Origin of the sequence: Streptomyces hundungensis (assembly GCF_003627815.1) — a bacterium.
Lineage (GTDB): Bacteria > Actinomycetota > Actinomycetes > Streptomycetales > Streptomycetaceae > Streptomyces > Streptomyces hundungensis_A.
In genome coordinates this window covers 5376452-5394979 of the sequence record NZ_CP032698.1, presented here as the reverse complement: position 1 = coordinate 5394979, position 18528 = coordinate 5376452, and the positions used below count along the sequence as shown (strand labels likewise).

The 18528-nt window shown below is 68.1% G+C and carries 18 protein-coding genes; 6 read left to right on the top strand and 12 right to left on the bottom strand.

All coding sequences use genetic code 11. The annotated features are described in order from the left end of the window. Positions 1 to 60 precede the first annotated feature (60 nt). Genes DWB77_RS23930 through DWB77_RS23920 form a run of 3 tightly spaced genes read right to left on the bottom strand, consistent with a single transcriptional unit; the run spans position 61 to position 2600 of the window. A complete protein-coding gene (locus tag DWB77_RS23930; RefSeq protein WP_120723196.1) occupies positions 61 to 1560 on the bottom strand; it encodes a sodium:solute symporter family protein in 1500 nt (499 codons plus the stop codon). Continuing rightward, a complete protein-coding gene (locus DWB77_RS23925; protein ID WP_162952603.1) occupies positions 1557 to 1769 on the bottom strand; it encodes a DUF3311 domain-containing protein in 213 nt (70 codons plus the stop codon). The genes DWB77_RS23930 and DWB77_RS23925 overlap by 4 nt, the downstream gene beginning before the upstream one ends. 9 nt (positions 1770 to 1778) lie before the next feature. Continuing rightward, positions 1779 to 2600: a class E sortase gene (locus DWB77_RS23920; RefSeq protein WP_120723194.1), complete on the bottom strand. Its 822-nt coding sequence runs from the start codon at positions 2598 to 2600 to the stop codon at positions 1779 to 1781. 116 nt (positions 2601 to 2716) lie between these two features. Here DWB77_RS23920 and DWB77_RS23915 point away from each other — a divergent pair, with 116 nt between their 5' ends. From DWB77_RS23915 to DWB77_RS23905, 3 genes are all read left to right on the top strand, one after another. Further along, entirely contained in the window at positions 2717 to 3736 is a 1020-nt protein-coding gene (locus DWB77_RS23915) for an SEC-C domain-containing protein (RefSeq protein WP_120723193.1), read from the top strand. 82 nt (positions 3737 to 3818) lie between these two features. Further along, a complete protein-coding gene (locus tag DWB77_RS23910; RefSeq protein ID WP_120723192.1) occupies positions 3819 to 4790 on the top strand; it encodes a NaeI family type II restriction endonuclease in 972 nt (323 codons plus the stop codon). Between the two features lie 141 nt (positions 4791 to 4931). Continuing rightward, positions 4932 to 5384 (top strand): very short patch repair endonuclease, encoded by a 453-nt coding sequence (locus tag DWB77_RS23905; RefSeq protein WP_120723191.1) that lies wholly within the window; start codon positions 4932 to 4934, stop codon positions 5382 to 5384. 3 nt (positions 5385 to 5387) lie between these two features. Here the strand turns inward: DWB77_RS23905 and DWB77_RS23900 are convergent, their stop codons facing one another. The 4 genes from DWB77_RS23900 to DWB77_RS23885 all read right to left on the bottom strand — a co-directional run bounded on the left by DWB77_RS23900 (position 5388) and on the right by DWB77_RS23885 (position 10672). Then, the gene (locus DWB77_RS23900) at positions 5388 to 6443 is read right to left on the bottom strand and encodes a DNA cytosine methyltransferase (RefSeq protein ID WP_120728165.1); all 1056 of its coding nucleotides are present in this window, start codon (positions 6441 to 6443) and stop codon (positions 5388 to 5390) included. Between the two features lie 252 nt (positions 6444 to 6695). Further along, the gene (locus tag DWB77_RS23895) at positions 6696 to 8531 is read right to left on the bottom strand and encodes a DEAD/DEAH box helicase (protein WP_120723190.1); all 1836 of its coding nucleotides are present in this window, start codon (positions 8529 to 8531) and stop codon (positions 6696 to 6698) included. Positions 8532 to 8537: 6 nt separating this feature from the next. After that, positions 8538 to 9947, bottom strand: a complete 1410-nt coding sequence (locus DWB77_RS23890; protein ID WP_120723189.1) for a transcriptional regulator — start codon at positions 9945 to 9947, stop codon at positions 8538 to 8540. Positions 9948 to 10021: 74 nt separating this feature from the next. Next, the gene (locus DWB77_RS23885; protein ID WP_120728163.1) at positions 10022 to 10672 is read right to left on the bottom strand and encodes a hypothetical protein; all 651 of its coding nucleotides are present in this window, start codon (positions 10670 to 10672) and stop codon (positions 10022 to 10024) included. A gap of 1108 nt (positions 10673 to 11780) precedes the next feature. Between DWB77_RS23885 and DWB77_RS23880 the strand changes: the two genes are divergently transcribed. The 3 genes from DWB77_RS23880 to DWB77_RS23870 all read left to right on the top strand — a co-directional run bounded on the left by DWB77_RS23880 (position 11781) and on the right by DWB77_RS23870 (position 13081). After that, positions 11781 to 12230, top strand: coding sequence for a hypothetical protein (locus tag DWB77_RS23880; protein WP_162952601.1), 450 nt, complete (start codon positions 11781 to 11783; stop codon positions 12228 to 12230). A gap of 186 nt (positions 12231 to 12416) precedes the next feature. Further along, positions 12417 to 12701: a hypothetical protein gene (locus tag DWB77_RS23875; protein WP_120723187.1), complete on the top strand. Its 285-nt coding sequence runs from the start codon at positions 12417 to 12419 to the stop codon at positions 12699 to 12701. Positions 12702 to 12775: 74 nt separating this feature from the next. Then, the gene (locus DWB77_RS23870; protein ID WP_120723186.1) at positions 12776 to 13081 is read left to right on the top strand and encodes a hypothetical protein; all 306 of its coding nucleotides are present in this window, start codon (positions 12776 to 12778) and stop codon (positions 13079 to 13081) included. A 302-nt stretch (positions 13082 to 13383) separates the two neighbouring features. On the opposite strand, the gene DWB77_RS23865 is transcribed toward DWB77_RS23870, so the two are convergent. From DWB77_RS23865 to DWB77_RS23845, 5 genes are all read right to left on the bottom strand, one after another. After that, positions 13384 to 14763, bottom strand: coding sequence for a DUF445 domain-containing protein (locus DWB77_RS23865; RefSeq protein ID WP_428985142.1), 1380 nt, complete (start codon positions 14761 to 14763; stop codon positions 13384 to 13386). A gap of 201 nt (positions 14764 to 14964) precedes the next feature. Further along, the gene (locus tag DWB77_RS23860; RefSeq protein WP_120723184.1) at positions 14965 to 15642 is read right to left on the bottom strand and encodes a DUF1707 SHOCT-like domain-containing protein; all 678 of its coding nucleotides are present in this window, start codon (positions 15640 to 15642) and stop codon (positions 14965 to 14967) included. A 60-nt stretch (positions 15643 to 15702) separates the two neighbouring features. Beyond that, on the bottom strand, positions 15703 to 16695 hold the full coding sequence (locus DWB77_RS23855) for an ATP-binding cassette domain-containing protein (RefSeq protein ID WP_120723183.1): 993 nt from the start codon (positions 16693 to 16695) through the stop codon (positions 15703 to 15705). Positions 16696 to 16713: 18 nt separating this feature from the next. After that, positions 16714 to 17601: an ABC transporter permease gene (locus DWB77_RS23850; RefSeq protein WP_246033620.1), complete on the bottom strand. Its 888-nt coding sequence runs from the start codon at positions 17599 to 17601 to the stop codon at positions 16714 to 16716. Next, positions 17594 to 18394 (bottom strand): ABC transporter permease, encoded by an 801-nt coding sequence (locus DWB77_RS23845; protein WP_120723182.1) that lies wholly within the window; start codon positions 18392 to 18394, stop codon positions 17594 to 17596. The genes DWB77_RS23850 and DWB77_RS23845 overlap by 8 nt, the downstream gene beginning before the upstream one ends. Between the last annotated feature and the right edge of the window lie 134 nt (positions 18395 to 18528).

The window sequence follows — 18528 nt, the reverse complement described above, 5'->3', positions numbered from 1 at the left end:
TTCCGGGCCCGCTCACGTCCGCACCGGCGCGCGTCCCCCAAATCGAGGCCGCGCACCCGCTCACGTCCGTACCGGCGCGTCGTACTCCTCATGGATCGGATCACGCGCCAGTACGTCGTCACCGACCGGCACCGCCTGTTTCGGCCCGAGCAGTGAAATGGCCACCGCCACAAGGAGGTTGAGGCCGAGCGCGATGATGCCGGCGTTGACCCCCCACACCGGATCGTGGTCGGTGAAGACGCATCCACAGACCGTCGCCACCCCCACCGCGAGCCCCGCGAGCCCGCCCACCAGGGTCAACTTCCGCCACACCAACCCCAGGAGCAGCATCGGCAGGAGTTGTGCCATCCCTTCGTAGGAGATGAGCGAGAGCCGCACCAGGGTGTTGGGCACGGTGTACGTCATGAGCAGCGCGAGCGCCCCCGCGACGACCACCACGACCTGTGAGGCCGCCTTCTGCCGCTCCCTCAGGCGGGGCACGAGCGAGAGCACGCTACGACCCCACATCGTGCCGATGACCAGCATGAACACGGCCATCGGCACGATGGAGGAGAGCGCCGCGGCCACGCCGACGAGCCCGACGGTCCAGGCGGGCAACGAGTCGACGACCAGCTTGAACAGAGCGAGATTGGAGTCGGCCCCGGCCAGCCCCGGCACCACGAAGATCGCGGCCATTCCGAGCAGCATCGGCACGAAGAGCAGCACGTTGTAGGCGGGCAGCAGCATCGCGTTGCGGCGGAGCGCGTCGGCGTTGCGGGCGCCGAGGTATCCCGCCACCGTGGTCGGGAAAATGACGACGGTGAAGGAGTTGAGCACGGACGTGGTGGCGAACCACGCCTCCCCAAACGCTCCGCCGTGGCCCGGCAACGTGAGCCAGTCGCTCTTCTCGTTCACGATCCGGTCGACGAAGTCCCCGTAGCCGTCGAAGTAGTGCAGCGGCACATAGATCGCGAGGAAGGCCAGGGTGGCGATGACCAGGACGTCCTTGAGCACGGACACCCACGCGCTGCCGCGCAGCCCGCTGACGACGACGAACCCGGTGGTGACGGCGAAGGCAATGAAATAAGCCCAGTTGAGGGAGACGGCCCCGTAGGAGATCGTCGAGACGACCACGCCCATGCCGGTGATCTGCAACTGGATGTAGGGCAGCAGAAACACGGTGGCGAGGAGCGCGACGAGCGCCCCCACCCAGGGTTTCCCATACCGGTGGGCCACCATGTCGGTGATCCCCACCAGACCGTGCTTCTTCGCGTACGCCCACAACATGGGCCCGACCACATAGCCCACCGCATAGCCGCACGACATATAGGCGACCACATACAGCACGGGGGCGCCGTAGTTGTATCCCCAGCCCGCGGCACCCAGATAACTGAAACTGGTGTAGCTCTCGCCCGCCATGAGCACCCAGATGAATACGGTCCCCAGACTGCGCCCGCCGACCGACCACTCGGCGAGCCCGCCCCCTCCGCCTCCGCGCCCGCGTACGGCGAACAGTCCGAGGGCGACCGTGCCCACCATGAAGACACCGAAGATGGTGGTGGCGACAGCGGCGTTGCTCATCGGGCCCCGGCCTTCCCGCGCCCCCGGGTGTCGCCCCGCCAGGTGAGCCAGATGGCGAGCGGGGTGGCCAAGGTGGCGATCAGCAGCCAGAAGAAGAGGAAGGGCAGCCCGAACACCACGGGCCGTACCTTGTTCACGAAGGGCAGCGCCCCCAGGTACAGCAGATAGGGCACCCCCAGCCAGAGCACATGAGATCGACGACGTCGCATCCTTGAACGCTAGCGCGGCCGACTTCCCCGCAACTTGCCCCACACCACCAGCCGGTAGGTGGAGGTGAACTCGGGGGTGCAGGTGGTGAGCGTGAGGTAACGCCCGGGCGCGCTGTACCCGTACGAGGGCTTGACATCGCTCCGGGGAACGGCAGCTATGGTCCCGCCGTCGCGCGCGGAGGTCTGGGGCAGCACCGAATCAACCACATACGTGAAGACGGTGTCCCGGGTCTCGACCACCACCTCGTCCCCCGCCCGCACCGCGTTGAGGTGACGAAACGGCTCCCCATGGGTGTTGCGATGCCCGGCGAGCGCGAAGTTCCCCAGCTCCCCCGGCTGGGCGCTCTGCGCGTAGTGCCCCACATACCCCTTGTCGAGGACGCCGGCCTTGCTGATGCCCTGCGCGACGGGCACGGTGACCCCGATGCGCGGAATCCGCAGGACGGCGTACGCCTGGTCCCCGCGCGGCCCGCCCTTCGCACCGGAGGCGCCCGTACCGGCGGAAGGGGCCTCAGGGGCGGCCCCCTCCCCGACGGCGACCTGCTCCTCCGTCGGGTCCGCCGAGGCCTTGGGCCCCGCGCCGCCGCCGGCCGGCGGCACCGCCTCGTGGAGCCGCCCCCCACCCTCCCCCCACTGCTCCTCCAGGGCGTGGACGGTGCGGCCGGCCTCGGCGCGGGCCTCGCGATTGGTCCACCACAGCTGATGGGCGACGAGCAGCAGGACCAGGAGTCCGAGCGTCACGGCGAGCTCGGCGCCCGCCCACAGCCCCCGCGCCGTCCACACCCGCCGCCCGCGCCCGCCCTGCACCCTCACCGGTATCCCTGTGCGCACGGGCGCAGGGTAGGCGGCAGGCCCACAACTCACCAGGCCCGCAACGTGACGGACTCGACCCACCAGGCCCCAAAGCGCCCTCCGCCGGGCCCCCGTACAGCAGTACGGTGTCCCTCATGCGCCCCGACACGCCTGCCGATCACCTTGCCGAAGCCGAGCGTCTGCTGCGCACCGCGACGCAGTACCCGGAGGACCAGGAGCCCCTGCTCCTCCAAGCCGCGGCCCACCTGGAGCTCTCGGGCGACCGCCCCAGGGCCACCACGCTCTACGACCGTCTGCTGTCCTCGTCCTCCAAGGTGGACCACCCCCACCTGGTGAAGGCGTTCAAGGCGGCGAACCTGTGGGAGTACGGCCACGAGGCCGAGGCCCGGGCCATCATCGAGGGCATCCGGGCGGCCGCCCCGCTGGACCCGGCGGCCTGGGGGATCGTCGCCGAGACGCTGGAGGCCCACGACGAACTGGACCTGGCCCACGCCTCGCTGACCACCGGGCTGACCCTGCTGGGCGTCGCGGAGGCGGCGGTCGACCCCGCGGGCATCCCGTACAGCACCCAGTCCCTGCTGACCACGCGCCACCGGGTACGCCGGCTGCTCGCCCTGCCGCACGACACCTGGGACACCCTCGCGGACGAGCTGCACACCGCGCCGATCTCACTGGACGAACTCCACGACCCCAAGCGCCTCTGGTCCCTGGGATCCGAGGACCCCGCGGAACTCCAGGCCGAACTGGCCCGCCTGCGCGCCGAGTTGGGCAACTACCGCCTCGCCCTGTCCCGCCCGTTCCCGGTGGCGGTCCTGCACTGGCCGGAACGGGAACTGGACGAACTCCTCGCGGCGTACCCGGAGCTCCAGTCCGAATACCCCACCCACGCGGCCCACTTGCTGGACATCGAGGCGTCCCTGCGCGAACTGGCCGCGGCCGGCACCCCCAACCTCGGCATCGTGACGGCCACGGTCCCCTCCTACGAGGCCTTCGCCGCCTCCGAATCCTCCTCCCCCGCCAACGCCGACCTCCTCCCCCAATACGCCACCACCCTCGCCGCCCGAGCCCGAGCCACCTCCTGGCCCCCCAGCCGAGGCGCGGACTGCTGGTGCGGCTCGGGGGTCAACTATGGGGATTGCCACGGGAAGGGGTGAGATATCAGGCCCTTCACCACACGGCTCTCACCCGACCCCAGTGCTCCAACGCCGAACGACGATAAAGAACGAGGTCTGCCCGTTGCTCCCCCTCGATGTCGCTGCCGCGGCCAACATCCAGTCGCAGCTCCTGTTACGGGAGGACGCTGAACTAGCCGCCGTATACGAGCAGCTGCGCCGGCTGGACCCCACCGGCCAGCGTTTCGCCACAGTGCTCCGCGACACGATCGACCAACTGCTCAATGGCGAGGTCACCGGCCGATACGACTGGAAGACGCTCTTCAAAACCGAGAAGACCCATGCCGGGACGGTCGTTGAGATCAACCTCCAACGCGAGTTCGAGTTCGATGACGGCGCGAAGATGGACTACCGGATCGCAGAAATCGATGTCGACTGCAAGTACTCCCAGCAGTTCGGCGGCTGGATGATCCCGCCCGAAGCCAAAGACCATCTGTGTCTGCTCGTCTGGGCAGACGACTATAAGAGCCAGTGGAGCGCCGGGCTCCTGCGGATAAAGCAAGAGTGGCTGAACACGGGCAACAACCGGGACATGAAACTCACCATCAAGGCGGAGCACCGGAGCAAGATCCTCTGGCTCTGGCACAGCGCCCCGCTCCCGGAGAACATCTTGCTGCACATGGCGGATGAGGACCGGCAGGCCGTTCTCGCTCCCAGCTCTGGGCAGGCCCGCCTCGATGAGCTGTTCCGCCGGGTCCAGCGGCGGCGGATCGGACGCAATGTCGTGCGCTCTGTCGCCCGGCAGAAGGACTACATGAAGCGCGTGCGCGGCAATGGCGGATCTAGAACGACTCTCGCCAGAGAAGGCATCTTGATCATGGGGGACTACGACAGCCATAAGCAGGTAGCGGCGAAGCTGAACGTGCCGGTACCTGGCGAGGGAGAGTTCGTGAGCGTCCGTGTGGCGGAAGCGAGCGGCCAGGACGGCTCGCTTCCGAGCGTCATGCTGGACGGGAAGTACTGGGCCGTAGCAACAGCCGCAGACGTCCCGCAGCCAGCGCCCTCACTGCCGACCCACACCAGGCGAGCCCAGTAAAGCCTGGAAACACACCCGGCCAGCTGTGGAACCCCGCCCGACGGCGCCGCGGCGACAGCCCGGCATCATGTATCCCAGCAGACAGACCAGTCAGCGCCCAGCCAGTGGCGGGCGTAGCCGACACAGTGAGCGTTAGCGACCATGACAGACGACTGGAGCCCGCCCCCTGGGTCCTGGGCATCCTCCGCGGGGCGACGCCGCAACATGCAGGCGATCCGGAGCAGGGATACCAAACCCGAACAACTCATTCGGCGGCTGGTCCACGCCCAGGGGCTTCGCTACCGCGTGTCAGCGAAGCCCCTGCCAGGACTCCGCCGTACCGCGGACATGGTGTTCCGTCCGGCAAAGGTCGCCGTCTTCGTTGACGGCTGTTACTGGCACGGGTGCCCTGAGCACTACGTGCCGCCCAAGACGAACCCCGGCTACTGGTCCCAGAAAGTAGCCGGGAACATGAACCGCGATCGTGACACCGACCAGCAGTTGCTCGCCGCTGGATGGACAGTGCTCAGATTCTGGGAACACGAATCACCCGAGGACTGCGCGGTGCGGATCGCGGCTACGGTGAGCCGACTGAAACCCCCGGGGAAAGGCTGACGTTCAGCTGTTTTCCGCTCGCGCTGCCGCTTCGAATGCCGCGTAGATCTGCTCGCCAACGGCCCGTGCCACAGGCGGCGGAAACGCGTTTCCTACCTGTCGGTATGCGGCGGTCTTGCGCCCAAAGAAATTCCATTCTTCGGGGAAACCCTGAATGATGGCGGCTTGCTGGACTGTCAGTTTGGGGCCGGCCGCTGCGAAGAGGTCGCGTTCCTTGTCCTTGAGTTCCTCAGGGTCGTTGGCGACACCGAGGCCACAGACTCCGAGGTCTGACCACGCGCGCTTGGCACGGGTAGGGCCGAGATCTGCGCCTCCGTGCTTCCTCGATCCCCCGACGAGCGTCGGCGCGACCCCTTCAAGAGCCCGCTCATACCACGCCTTGAAAGCCTTCTCGGCTCGCGGGTCGTCCGCCACGTCATCAAACCGGGCACGCATCGTGTCGTGAAGCGCTTCCCCGACGCTGACTTCCGGGACGACAGCTGGCTTGGCGTGTTCGAAGTACTTCGCGTACTCGGGCTTCATCGCGACGAGAATCGCCCTGGGCCGCAACTGGGGGACTCCGTACCTCCTCGCCTCCAGCACCTCCCAGTAGCACTTCTCGTAGCCCATGGTTTCCAGCTGCTTGATGATCTCTTCGCGATAGTCAGCGAACTTCGGGTCGACGAGACCGCGAACGTTCTCAATCATCACGGCCTTCGGTTCCAGCTGGTCGACCAGTTCCAGCATGGTGGGAAACAGGTCTCGCTCGTCATCCCGTCCGAGCTGCTTGCCTGCCGCCGAGAAGGGAGGACACGGAACTCCGCCCGCCAGCAAGTCCAGCTCGCCCGGCTGAAGCCCGAGTTCCTTCGAGTCGAACGCTCTGAGATCGGCCTGGATGACACGGCAGCCCGCCCATTCCGCGTCTGCCTGCGTGTTGTCCTTCAGTGTCTGGCACGCGTCTTTGTCGATCTCGATCAGAGCGACATGCTTGAAGCCAGCTTGGTGAAGCCCGACAGCCTGCCCGCCCGCTCCAGCACAGATCTCCACCGACGAGTACTTGAGCGCGTTCGTGCGGACCATGTCCACTCACTTTCCAGTCGACCAACAGTGGACACACAAGCGATCCACTATCACAGAGGGTGACAGACCCCACTGACAACCAGACCAGTTTGCCGCACGCCACAGTGTTCCCTGAACACTCCCCGGGCTCCGGAAGACACGTGAGGCTGCGGGCGCCGCCGCCGAGCAGCACAGCTGCCACCGGTCACTGTGGCCGCAGCGGTACGGCGAGACCTTTCCCACCGAAGGCAGATGTCGGCACGACAGCCTGTCTCACTTGTGAGCGAGCGCCTTCAGGTGCCCCAGCAGTGCCTGCACGTCCAGCGCGTCCATACCTCCGGCCACCGCAGGCTCTTCTTCCAGGTCAGCTAGCTGGTGAACGGCGGGGTCATCGAGAATGCGCCCCATAAAGCTGACCTTCTCCTCCAGGCGCTTCGCGACGACCTCGTCGACCGTGCCGCTGGCCGCCAGGACCGTTACACGCGTCTCCGTCCCGGGAGCCAGCCCCAGCCGGTGGATGCGGTCCAGGCTTTGCAGGAACCGGCCGGCCATGAAGTCGCGGTCCACATATACGGCGTCATGACAGTCGTGGTGAAGGCTGATGCCCTCTCCCAGGGTGGCCGGGTTCGACAGCAGCACCAGGCATTCAGAATCTTCCCGAAAACGCCGGATCTGCTCGTCCCGGTCGGGGGTGCCGCCGTGCACAACCGCGGGCTGGTACTCCGCGAACATCTTCTCCATCGTGGTCAGACTCCGTACGAACGTCGTCCAGACCAGCGTCTTGCGGCCGAGCGCGGCATTGGCCGCCACAAGGCTGAGCGCCTCCGCATACTTCGGTGAAAGTTCATAGCTCGGCAAATCCCGAAGGAGCTCATACAGAGAGTCACCCTTCGGCACTTCCAGTGGCGGCACCTGATAGGAAAGCGGCTCATACCGGCTGGCACCGGCATGAAGAAGGGCCGGACTTGTCGCGGCCATCAAAAGCCGCAAAAGGGCTCTGCCAAGAGCGTCAAAGTCGTCCCGGGAAGCCTCTGCCCGGGCCGTGAACCGGCCCACAAGTGCGTCGTAGATCTCGCGATGCAGAGGGGGCAGATCCACGTACCTGATCTTCGTGACCACGGGCGGGAGGCCTAGCTCACGCTTGGTCGTGCGGGTGAAGAGCGGCCGGAGCACCTTGCTGGCGTGTCCGAGGTCGCCGCCTCCCACGGCACTGGTGACCACGCGGCGGCCATGTCCTGGCCAGACGAACGACAGGAGGTTCTCCAGATCGCGCGCGCCATTGGGAGCGGGGGTGCCCGTCAGTATCAGGCGCTTACGGGCCAGCGGCCCCAGGGCCATACACGCACTGCCATAGATGCCCTGCACCCCGAGTTTCATCCTGTGCGCCTCATCCAGAACGATCATGGAAGGCGCTGCGCGCAGCCAGGCGGCCAGGGTGGCCAGAGAGCGGTCGAGACGTTCGTAGTTGACGATGAGCACCTCGGTGCCCAGATAGGGACGCTTGCCCATCACCTCCGTTGCCGGAGGCGTCTCGAAGCACTCCGCCGCCTCGAACTGCCAGGCCTCGTAGGCTGACTTAGGGCTCACGACCAGGACTCGGCTGACCTCGCCGCGCTCCCTCAGCGCCGCGTAGACGGCCAGGGCCACGCGCGTCTTGCCGGCGCCGGGCACGCTGAAGTTGGCGCTGTGGCGCATGGAGAGCAGGTAAGCGATATCGCGGCACTGAAAGGGCGTTAGTCCAGCCCGCCATCCGGAGCCCAGGAGGGCTCGGACGTCCTCCTGCGCCACCGAGGCCTGCCTGGTCAGACCTCCGTCATGCAGGGACTGTTCGGCGATCGCAGCGTCGTCGAGTACACCTCCCACCAGTTCCGCGAGGGCTACCTCCCACTCGACGTCCTCGGGTGAGGGCCACGCTCCCAAGGCGTCGAGTCCAACGAGAAAATCATCGAGAGCGATCTCGGTTGCGAGGGGCTCCCGCTGGCCGCCCGCGGGAAACTGAGCGGCCAGCTGGGCCAGGTCCTTCTGGTACGGCGGCTCAGCGCGGAGGACGGCCTTTGTCCGGGTCACGTCGAACCCGATCCACAGGGACGGTTTCCCCCCAGCAGCCATCGGCCCTCATTCCTTCTGGCTCATCACGTCAAGCAGCCAAGCGATGCCCTCACCGGGCTCAGAGATACTACGAGCGCTCTGTGCTGCCAGCCTGCCGAGGGTCTCACGCAGTTTGACCACGGCCTCGTCAAGAGCTTCCTCATCCAGGCTCCGGGATGCGCGTGACATCACCAGATCCGTAATGCACTGCTCAAGGTCCTGGCAGGCGTCGTTGATACGGTCTGGCGCTGCCTGCTTGCGCTTGCGCACTCGCGCGTCCTTGCCCGCCGGTTCCAACGCGCTTTCGACCGCCTCGCGGGCAGTCCGGAACGTGGCAGAAGCCGCGATCACCCGGTCGGCAGCAACCGTCTCCGCCGTCCCCGCAATGGCCTTGGCCTTGAGCACGGAGTCCGTGAGTGCCTTCGCGGCCCCGACCTTCGGGTCGGCCGCGCGCACCGTCCGGCCGAGTCCGGGAATGGCCACCGCCGGCGCAGTTGCGGCCTGGTTCAGTTCCTCGGGCAGACGTTTGTCGAGATACCGCGCCTTGAAGTCGGGCTCGATGAGCCGGACATCCGTCTTGGAGAAGCCAAGCAGGATGGCCGCGAGCCGGCTCTCCTTGAGCAGATCCGCGTTCTCCCGGCTGACTGCCGACTCTTTGACGTAACGCCTGTGGAGCTCGCGCAGCTTCTCCTGGTGGTCTTCGAAATCAAGGAGGCGCAGCGCCGCGTCCCCGTCCCGGCTCCGCTCGATCAGGTCGCGAAGACAGGCCAGAATCCACAGGTCCTGCTCGCAGGTTGCCGTCCTGATCCTGAAGTCCCTCGCGATGTCCGCAGGCTGACGCCCCAGGTTGAACTGCTCGTCGACGGCGAGGAGCCTGTTCACATACGAGTACTCACGTCGGTGGTCCCTGCGCAACTGCAAGGACAGCTCAACGGCATCGACATCGGCCCACGTACAGGACTCAGGCAGCACACCAACCCGGATATGGGGCACGCCCAGCTCCACCAGGGCGGCCCGCCGGGTGTTGCCATTGACCAGCACCCCGTCCCGGGTGATGAGACCCGGGTCGGTCTGCTTGAAGTCCTGAAGACTGTCCCGGAGAACCTGGTAGTCCGGGTCCTCCTTGGAGGGGTCAGCCGGCAGTGCCTTGAGCAGGTGGTGGAGGTATGCCTGGCTGGCGGGGCTCCAGGGGTCCACGTCCAACTGCCGGTCTCGTGCCGGGTCGTAACTGCGCTGAGCCCGAACGCGGTGAGTTCCGGGGTTGTAGTAGAGGTCGGAGACGGGCATGTTGATGACTTCCACATGCAGCGGCACACCCCGCCACTCGACAGTCAAAGTCTCCTTGGCGCCGGCCGCGGAGGCGGCCTCTGCCAGCCGCTGGCGGACCCGTTCCTGGTTCTCCTCCGCCTGCGGCGGCCTTCCGAAGTCCTTGCTCATGTCTCTCTTTCTCGGGCCAACATAAGGGGCAGCTAGCGCCCGTCTGAGCCGCCGTGCTCCGCACGGTCGTCCGCCTAGTCGGCGCCTTCGGCATCCAGCGCCTGCCGGATCTTGTGCCGTGACTCCTCAGGGAGCGATCGGTACTCAGCCCACAGCCTCTCTACCGGGCTGAACGGACGCCGGTCATCAGCCACCCAGCCGGCCAGAACCCGTCGCTCAAGCCTGCCGAGCTGGCGCACGCCCGTCAGGACGTCGGCCGGATCAGCAGTGAGCTGACGCCCGCCCACCCGGCAGCGGTTGCACTCCGTCACCAGCTCCACCTTGCTGGTGCCATCGTCCTGCCGGACCTGACGTCGGGCGATGTCCAGTTGTGCGGCCTCGTAGGTGCCGGCATAGGACTCGCCACCGGAGATCCCGCAGGACCTACAGAAGTTCCCGTCCCTGGCCATGATCTCGCGACGCTGCGTGGCGGTGATCGGAGCCGCCGCCTTGGTACGCCCCTTGCCAGGTTCCCAGACCGCCTCGCCCTGCCGGACAAAGCGCTGCTCGTAGGGCTCCAGGCTGACGTCCTCACGATTTGTATGGATTTGCCACCCGTGGTCGCGCAGATCACGCATGCGCCGGTCGATCTGCGACACCCCCGGGAAGGCCTGACGCAGCTCATCCTTCGTGAAGACGCTTCCTTCACCGATGACGGTCACCAGCCAAAGGCCAGCACGCTTCATGGTGCCGATATTTTCGTCTGTCCATGACGGCAGCACGACGACCGCCCCCTTCCTCGAAAGAGCAGAACGTGGAGCACAAGCACCCCCAGAGTGCTCTCATTTATCCCTGCTCCCGAGATCGGAGGCAAGCGTCGCAGGGCGAATCCTGTTCATCGATCCGCGCACAGACGGCTATTGACTGGCGAGACTCAATGATGTAGATCCACTCGATTATCTGGCTTCGGGACAGGGACCCGTAAACCAGGACACATTGATGTTTTCCCTAGATGTGCCGCCCCACGTCGCCACCCCGACCGGCAGCGCTGATCCAGCACGCGGAACAGCCTCACCCCCGTGAGCCCAGCCTGATCGGCGCGCCGCGCACAGACAGCAGCGCTCTAACCTGGCGTTTTCCGCGACACTAGGAGCCGAGAGCCGACCGGCGGGACCAGAGCGGGGGACCGGCGAGCGCTTGGTGGACGCAGCACAAACCGCGTATGCCGACGGAGAGCCGACTGGCTGCGACGCGCAGCGGAATGGGCGAGCCAGGAATCAGCCGGCCTTCCATCCCTCTTTCCGCAGGCTGTGCCGTTCACGACGAAGAACCCAGGACTAGCGGAATTAGAAGTTCCGCTTCTCACGTCGCTGGGTCACTATCACAAAAGAGCCAGCACCGAGCGGAAATCAGCCCAATCTTCTGATCGCGAGGGACCGAACAGAACACGGGTTGACTTTTCCCGACACATGGTCGAGCTTGATCACGACATCCAGCAAAAGTGGTCCCCGGTGACCCATACAGGACGTTCCCGTCCGCGAAATGAGCAAATCCAACCAGGTTGGTCAACAGCCACCGCTTTCGAATTGAGGTTCGGTGCCACCCCGAGGGAAAATCGCCGCCGAGTTCCATCCTGACGCCACGCCCAAAATGCAGGAATGCGCCACCATGGTGCGATCGTTATGTGCGCAGCCGCTGGAGACCTTCCGCAGTTACCGCAGGATCGCGCAGGAGGTTCCTATCGCCCCCTCAGCGCTCTCGACGTACATGAGCGGTCGGGTCGTACCGCCCCCGGACGTGGTCACACGCCTCTGGGCAATCACGGTCGAGTGCGGCGGCTACGCCCCAGAGGGCGTGGCTTCGCTGGACAGCGCACTGGAAATCTGGCGTGAAGCCTCCGTGTCCCGGCAGGGTTTGGGGGAGGATGCGGTGCCCTCCCAGATCGCCCGCTTCCAGGCAGCCCGGCGGCGCCAGTCGGGAATGACCCCGCCGCCTCGACCCGCTGAGGCGTCGGCCCCCACCCCCATCGCTGACGATGCCATCCGGCACCTGAAGGCCGGCCGCGAGAGCGATGCCCTGTCGTTGCTCTGGCACATCGGACAGACCCACACTCCCGGCGAGATCCGCGATGTGGTGGCCGCCTACAGCGTCGCTCGCGAGACGGAGGCGGCTGACGCCGTCCTGGCCGCCGCCTCCGGGCGCCGCACCGAAGACATCCTCCGCATCACGGCTTCCCTTCTGGAAGCCAAGCGGTACAGCGACGCGACCGCTCTCGTCGATGCCGCTGTGCAGCGGATCGGCTGACCGGCGTTGTCCGATGCCACCGTTCCGGTCCCACCAGCGCGGGAAGCTGCCAGGACCGCCGGGTCCGGGCCGCCGTGACCGCCGCCCGGCACAAAGAGTGACCCGCTGCTCCGAGGTTTGGAGACGCACGGAGCAGCGGGCACTGCGCCCCGTATTTCCATCCGTGTGCACAGAGGAAAGGACGCTATGACCAACAATGACATGCCCTCGGGGGACCGCGCCGCTAGCGGACAGGAGCCGGCGCCCCGGCCCGCACCCCGCGGGGACCAGGCCACCCCCGGTGCGGAGACGCGAGGACCTGCCTTCCCGCGCCCTGCGCTCGCGCCGTACTTCTCACTGGGAGGGAGCCAGGTGCTGGCCTACGCCATCCTCTCGGGCCGGGGCCCCGACGACCCGAACCACCTGTGGGCCATGGTCATCCTGTGCGTCGCGGGGTCTGCCTGCGAGGCCTGGGTCCGCCGCCGGCAGTAGCGCGGCGGGCCCGCCGCGAGCCGCGAGACGCCATCCCGCTAGCCTCAAACAAACCGCACGACAGGAGGCAAACCATGGCGAAGGTTCCCGCGGCTGTGATCGCGGCCGGAGGGCTCATCGGGGGGTATGGGGTGGCCCGGTGGACCAAGAAGCGGCCCCTTGGTGGGGTGGCGCTTGCCGCGGCCGGGGCGGTGGCGGCTCGGCAGTGGCAGCAGGCCGCCGGGACCAAGGCGGCCGTCGGGCTGACCGGCGCCTACGTCGCCGCGTTCGCCGGGTCCCACCCGCTCGCCAAGAAGGTCGGCGCCTGGCCCTCCGTGTTCGGCGTGGCCGGCACGGTCGCCCTCGCCTCCTGGGTCGTCACCCGTAACTCCGGGCAGTAGTCGGGGATTTGGGGCGAAGAAACTTCCCACGTCGTTGAGTGGGAGCCGTCCCGGGTCCGTATATAGGGGGGCCTCCCCACGGCAGTCGGGTGCGTGGCCGCACACAGCAGGGACAGGCAGTGCGGCCATGCGTCCGACGGGCTCATCCCCCAACCCGGCCCGCTTTCAGCGCCGCGATCCTGGCCCGGGTCGCGTTCCCCGGGCACACCGCCCTGGGGGCCGCAATCCCGGCCCCACCCCCGGCCCGCCCTCAGCGCCGCGATCCGACCCGCGCCCCCCGCCCCGCGGTCATCGCTGCCCCCCTACCCCCCCACCGCCCGCGACACCGTATAGATCACCAGCCCCGCCAACGCCCCGACCACCGTCCCGTTGATGCGGATGAACTGGAGGTCGCGGCCGATGTTGGCCTCGATTTTGCGGGAGGTGTCGTTCGCGTCCCAGGAGGCCACCGTGTCCGTGATCAAGGACGTGATCTCGGCGCGGTACGTGGACACCACATACGCCGCCGCGTCCTCCAGCCAGCCGTCCAGCTTGGACTGGAGGCGGGGGTCCGTCGACAGGCGGGTGCCCAGGGAGAGCAGGGACGCCTTGGCGCGCAGGCGCAGTTCGCTGTGGTCGTCCTCCGCCGCCGCGATGATCATGGAGCGTACGGCGGACCACGCCGAGGCGATGATGTCCTGCACCTCGGGGCGGGCCAGTATCTCCGACTTGAAGCGCTCCACCCTGAGCCGGGTCTCCGAGTCGCTCTGGAGGTCCACCGCGAAGTCCGCCAGGAAGCGGTCCAGTGCGCCGCGCGCCGGATGGGCCGGCATGTCGCGCATCTCGGTCACGAAGCGCAGCAGCTCCCGGTAGACGCGCTCGCCCACCTTGCGGTCCACGAAGCGCGGGGTCCAGCCGGGAGCGCCACCCTGCACCGCGTCCATCACCGAGTCGCCGTGCAGCACCAGCCAGTCGTGGGCGCGTACACACACCAGGTCGACGGCCTTGCGGTGGCTGCCGTCCGCGACGATCTTCTCCAGCGCCTTGCCGAGGCCCGGCGCTATCTCCGCCGCGTCCGCCCGGCGCGTGATCGCCTCGCCCACCACCGCCTGCACATCGGCGTCCCGCAGCACCGTCAGCGCCCCGCGCAACGCGGTGGCCAGCTCCGATGTGACCCTCTCCGCGTGCTCGGGCGCCGCGAGCCAGGTGCCCAGGCGGCGGCCGATGCCGAGGGCCTGGAGACGGGTGCGGACGACGTCCGTCGACAGGAAGTTCTCACCCACGAACGTGCCGAGCGAGGCGCCGAACTGGTCCTTCTTGTTCTGGATGATCGCCGTGTGCGGGATCGGCAGACCCAGCGGCCGGCGGAACAGGGCGGTCACCGCGAACCAGTCGGCCAGCGCGCCCACCATGCCCGCCTCCGCGGCCGCCGCCACATACCCCGCCCAGGCGCCCGCGCCCGAGCGGTCCGCCCACGTGGCGAGGCCGAAGACGACCGCGACCAGAAGCAGAAGGCCGGTCGCGGTGGCCTTCATGCGGCGCACACCGCGCCGCTTCTCCTCGTCCGCGGCCGTATAGGCGAAGGGGGACGAGCGGGGCGTGCGCGCGGACCCGTCCGCCGCGACCGCCACCTCGGCGTCCGGCCCGGACCCCGGCCCCGGCCCCGTCCCCGGCCCCGTCCTCGTACGTTCCATTCGCTCCACCTGTCCGCGCGTACCCACGCCCCGCTCGTTCACGTCCCCGTACGGCCGACCGGCCGGTCATGGCCCTTCCGTACGACCTCTGTGCGACCTCTATGACCTCTACAGGAAGTACTCGCGGCGTGCCCGTTCAGTTCCCGTGCGCACGTACGACCACTCGTTCGCGTGGCCCAACCCGGCCCGCCCAACCCGTGTCGGCCCCGCTCACCCCAGCTCCTTGCGCCCCCCGCCCTCCATCCGCTCCAGCCGCTCCCGTTCCCGTTCCGCCCGCAGCCGCTCCCTCTGTGCCTTCCTCGGCTTGCGGTCCACGCCGATTCCGCCCAGCAGGGCGAACGCCACGATCGTGACGTGCGGGGAGCCCGGCGTGCCCTCGCCGTTGGCCTTCGAGCCGCCCACCGCGCCCATGATTCCGAAGCCCTTGACCTGGACGGCGAGCTCCGGCGGTACGGTAACGCCGATGCCGCCCATGACCGTGAAGATGCGGAGCACCGTCTCGCGGGCCTCGAAGCGGGCCTCGCGCAGGTCGATGTCGCCGCCGCCCCACATCGCGAACGCGGTGAACTTCCTGGCCACCGTCCAGGTGCCCTTGCGGCTGAAGCCGCCCCACAGGGCGAAGCCTCCTTTGGAGGTGGGCGCGTGACCGATGCGGGAGGGCCAGTGGACCTCCGCCTCATCCTCCGGGCGGCGCACGGCGCGGGCCGCCGGGCCCGGTGTGCCCGGCGCCGGCAGGTCGCGCACCAGCGGCTCCAACTCCCCGTGCGTACGCGCCGTGTACGCTGCCTCCAGGCGCTGCTCGAACTCCTCCATGTCGAGACGCCCCTCGGCCAGCGCGTCCCTCAGCGACTCGGCGACCCTCTCCCGCTCGGCGTCCGATGCGCGCATCTCCGGCGGCCCACCCCTAGGTTCACTCGTCATGGTGTGAAGCCTAGTGAAGGCCTCCGGCTAAAGACCCCGCCCCTCGTACATGCGCGCGATCACGGCCTCGATGTCCGGCTCCCGCACCGACAGATCCACCAGCGGGTACTCCTGCGCGATGTGCGCGACCAGCGGCGCCGCCGACGCGGACGCCGGGAAGGAGAGCCACTGGCGGGGCCCCTCGACCTTCACCACCCGGGCCCCTTCGACCCGTACCGGCGGGATCTCGCGCTCCAGGTCGACCACCAGGGTGCGTTCGCTCTCGCCCGCCTCGTGCAGTCCCGCGAGCGCCCCGTCGTACATCAGACGGCCCTGGTCGATCACCATCACGCGTTGGCAGAGCTGCTCGATGTCGGTCAGGTCGTGGGTGGTCAGCAGGATCGTGGTGGCGCGCTCGGTGTTCAGGTCGCGCAGGAACTCGCGCACCTTCGCCTTGCTGATGACGTCGAGGCCGATCGTCGGCTCGTCGAGGTACAGGACGTCCGGGTCGTGCAGCAGGGCCGCCGCGATGTCCCCGCGCATCCGCTGACCCAGGGAGAGTTGGCGTACCGGAACGTCCAACAGAGCGCCCAGGTCGAGGAGTTCGACGCAGCGGTCCAGGTTCTCGCGGAAGCGCGCGTCCGGGATGCGGTACATCCGGTGGGCAAGCCGGTAGGAGTCGTACAGCGGCAGGTCCCACCACAGGGTGGTGCGTTGGCCGAACACCACCCCGATGCGCTGGGCGAGCCGGGTGCGCTCGCGCGAGGGGTCGAGGCCCGCGACCCGCAGTCGGCCCGCGCTCGGCGTGAGGATGCCCGTCAGCATCTTGATGGTGGTGGACTTTCCGGCGCCGTTCGGGCCGATGTAGCCCACCATCTCCCCGCGCGCCACCCGGAAGCTGATCCCGTCCACCGCCCTGACCTGCCGCTTCTCGCGACGCAGCCGTCCTGCTTTGCGACGTACGTCGAAGACCTTCTCCACGCCGTCGAGTTCGATCAGACCGCGGTCCGGGCCCGTCACGTCAACTCCCTTGTCCGTCATACGAGTTCGAACCCATCGTCAGCTCCCTGTGCTGCGGTACGAACGAAGCCCCACCCGCCACGCCCGGCCCGACAGCACCAGACAGACCGCGGCGACCAGCGGGGGCGCGAAGGCGAGCCAGGTCGGCAGGTCCAGCGGGTAGGGACGGCCCAGGATGTACAGCGCGGGCAGCCAGTTCACGAACGCCAGCGGCAGGATGTAGGTGACCCCGCGCACCATGTCCTTGGCGAACACCGTCGGCGGATACTGGAGCAGCGTCTGGCCGCCGTAGGTGAACGCGCTCTGGACCTCGGCCGCGTCCTGCGCCCAGAACTGGAAGGCCGCGCCCACCACGAACACCGCGCAGAAGATCCCGGTGCCGCTGAGCAGCGTCACCGGCACGAGCAGCACCTTCGCGACCGTCCAGTGCACGTCCAAAGCCGCCAGCGAACCGGCGAGGACCAGGAGGCCCTGAAGGAGCCGGCCCAGGCGCTGGAGGCCGAAACGGTCGGCGGCGACCTGGGCCAGCACCGGCGCCGGGCGCACGAGCAGGGCGTCGAGCGTGCCGTCCCGCACCCGCGCGCCCAGCTTGTCGATCGAGCCGAGCAGCGCGTTCGCGAGCCCGAACGCGGTCGTCGACGTGCCGTACAGGAAGGCCACTTCGGCGAAGGAGTACCCACCGAGCGAGCGGACCTGCGAGAACATCAGGACGATCACGACGAAGTCGAAGGCCGTCACCAGGAAGTTCCCGATCAGCATCATCACGAACGACGCCCGATAGGCGAGTGTGGAGCGGATCCACATCCCGGCGATCATCGTGTACGTGGCCCACACGCCCAGCGGCGCCCGCCGTTCCCTCCCGGGGTCGGCCCACCCTGAACCCCGTACGGGGTCGGCCCTCCCGGAACCCCGCACCGGCTCAGCCACCCTGAACCACCACCCTGCGCACCGCCGCGGACTGGAGCAGCCGGCCCGCGCCGAGCAGCGCCGCCGCCCAGCCGAGCTGGAAACCGTAGGCGCCGAGCAGTCCCCAGCCGTGGTGGCGGCCCAGCAGGACATCCACCGGGATCTGGAGCAGCGAGGACCACGGCAGCGCGCGGGCCACCTCGCCGAGCAGCCCGGGGAAGGCGTTGAGCGGCAGCAGCATCCCGGAGAAGAACAGGCCCGCGATCGAGACCAGCGCGGCGACGCCGGCCCCGTCGAGCAGCCAGAACGCCGAGAGCGCCACCAGGAAGCGCAGCGCGAAACTCACCACCACGCCGAACAGGACCGCGAGGAGGAAGGCGAGCCACGTCCCCGGGTTGATGGGCAGCGCGAGATCGAAGAACAGCGCGCCGAAGGCGAGCGGCACCACACCGCGCCCAAGGAAGTGGAAGAGCGCCCGGCCCAGATCGGCCGACAGCCACCACAGCTGGAGGTCGGCCGGACGGTAGAGGTCGATCGCGATGTCACCCGTACGGATGCGTTCCACCAGCTCGTCCGCGAAGCCTCCGCCGAACAGGTTCACCGTCATCAGCATGGCCTGGCTGACCCACACATAGGTGAGGGCCTGGGACTGGTCGTAGCCACCGAGGTTGGGGCGCTGGTTCCACAGGGCTATATAGGTGTAGGCCACGATCACGCCGAAGACCGTGTTGGTGAACACTCCGGCCGCGGTGGCGACCCGGTACGTCGTATAGCGCCGGAACCCACCCGCCGCCACGACCCCGTACAGCCGCACGAAACGTCCCCTCCCGCAGTCGACACCGAAGCGCGGGAGCCTAGCCCAGCCGCACGGCCCTTCGCGACGGAATTTCCGTGACGCGCCATGCAATATGTCCTTACAGCGTGGATCACCCCATACGTTCCGCACAC

Coding starts and splice junctions, on each gene's coding strand:
- DWB77_RS23930 (WP_120723196.1), bottom strand. CDS start 1,560: ATGAGCAACGCCGCTGTCGCCACCACCATCTTCGGTGTCTTCATGGTG.
- DWB77_RS23925 (WP_162952603.1), bottom strand. CDS start 1,769: ATGCGACGTCGTCGATCTCATGTGCTCTGGCTGGGGGTGCCCTATCTG.
- DWB77_RS23915 (WP_120723193.1), top strand. CDS start 2,717: ATGCGCCCCGACACGCCTGCCGATCACCTTGCCGAAGCCGAGCGTCTG.
- DWB77_RS23905 (WP_120723191.1), top strand. CDS start 4,932: ATGACAGACGACTGGAGCCCGCCCCCTGGGTCCTGGGCATCCTCCGCG.
- DWB77_RS23900 (WP_120728165.1), bottom strand. CDS start 6,443: ATGGTCCGCACGAACGCGCTCAAGTACTCGTCGGTGGAGATCTGTGCT.
- DWB77_RS23895 (WP_120723190.1), bottom strand. CDS start 8,531: ATGGCTGCTGGGGGGAAACCGTCCCTGTGGATCGGGTTCGACGTGACC.
- DWB77_RS23890 (WP_120723189.1), bottom strand. CDS start 9,947: ATGAGCAAGGACTTCGGAAGGCCGCCGCAGGCGGAGGAGAACCAGGAA.
- DWB77_RS23885 (WP_120728163.1), bottom strand. CDS start 10,672: ATGAAGCGTGCTGGCCTTTGGCTGGTGACCGTCATCGGTGAAGGAAGC.
- DWB77_RS23875 (WP_120723187.1), top strand. CDS start 12,417: ATGACCAACAATGACATGCCCTCGGGGGACCGCGCCGCTAGCGGACAG.
- DWB77_RS23870 (WP_120723186.1), top strand. CDS start 12,776: ATGGCGAAGGTTCCCGCGGCTGTGATCGCGGCCGGAGGGCTCATCGGG.
- DWB77_RS23860 (WP_120723184.1), bottom strand. CDS start 15,642: ATGCGCGCATCGGACGCCGAGCGGGAGAGGGTCGCCGAGTCGCTGAGG.
- DWB77_RS23855 (WP_120723183.1), bottom strand. CDS start 16,695: ATGACGGACAAGGGAGTTGACGTGACGGGCCCGGACCGCGGTCTGATC.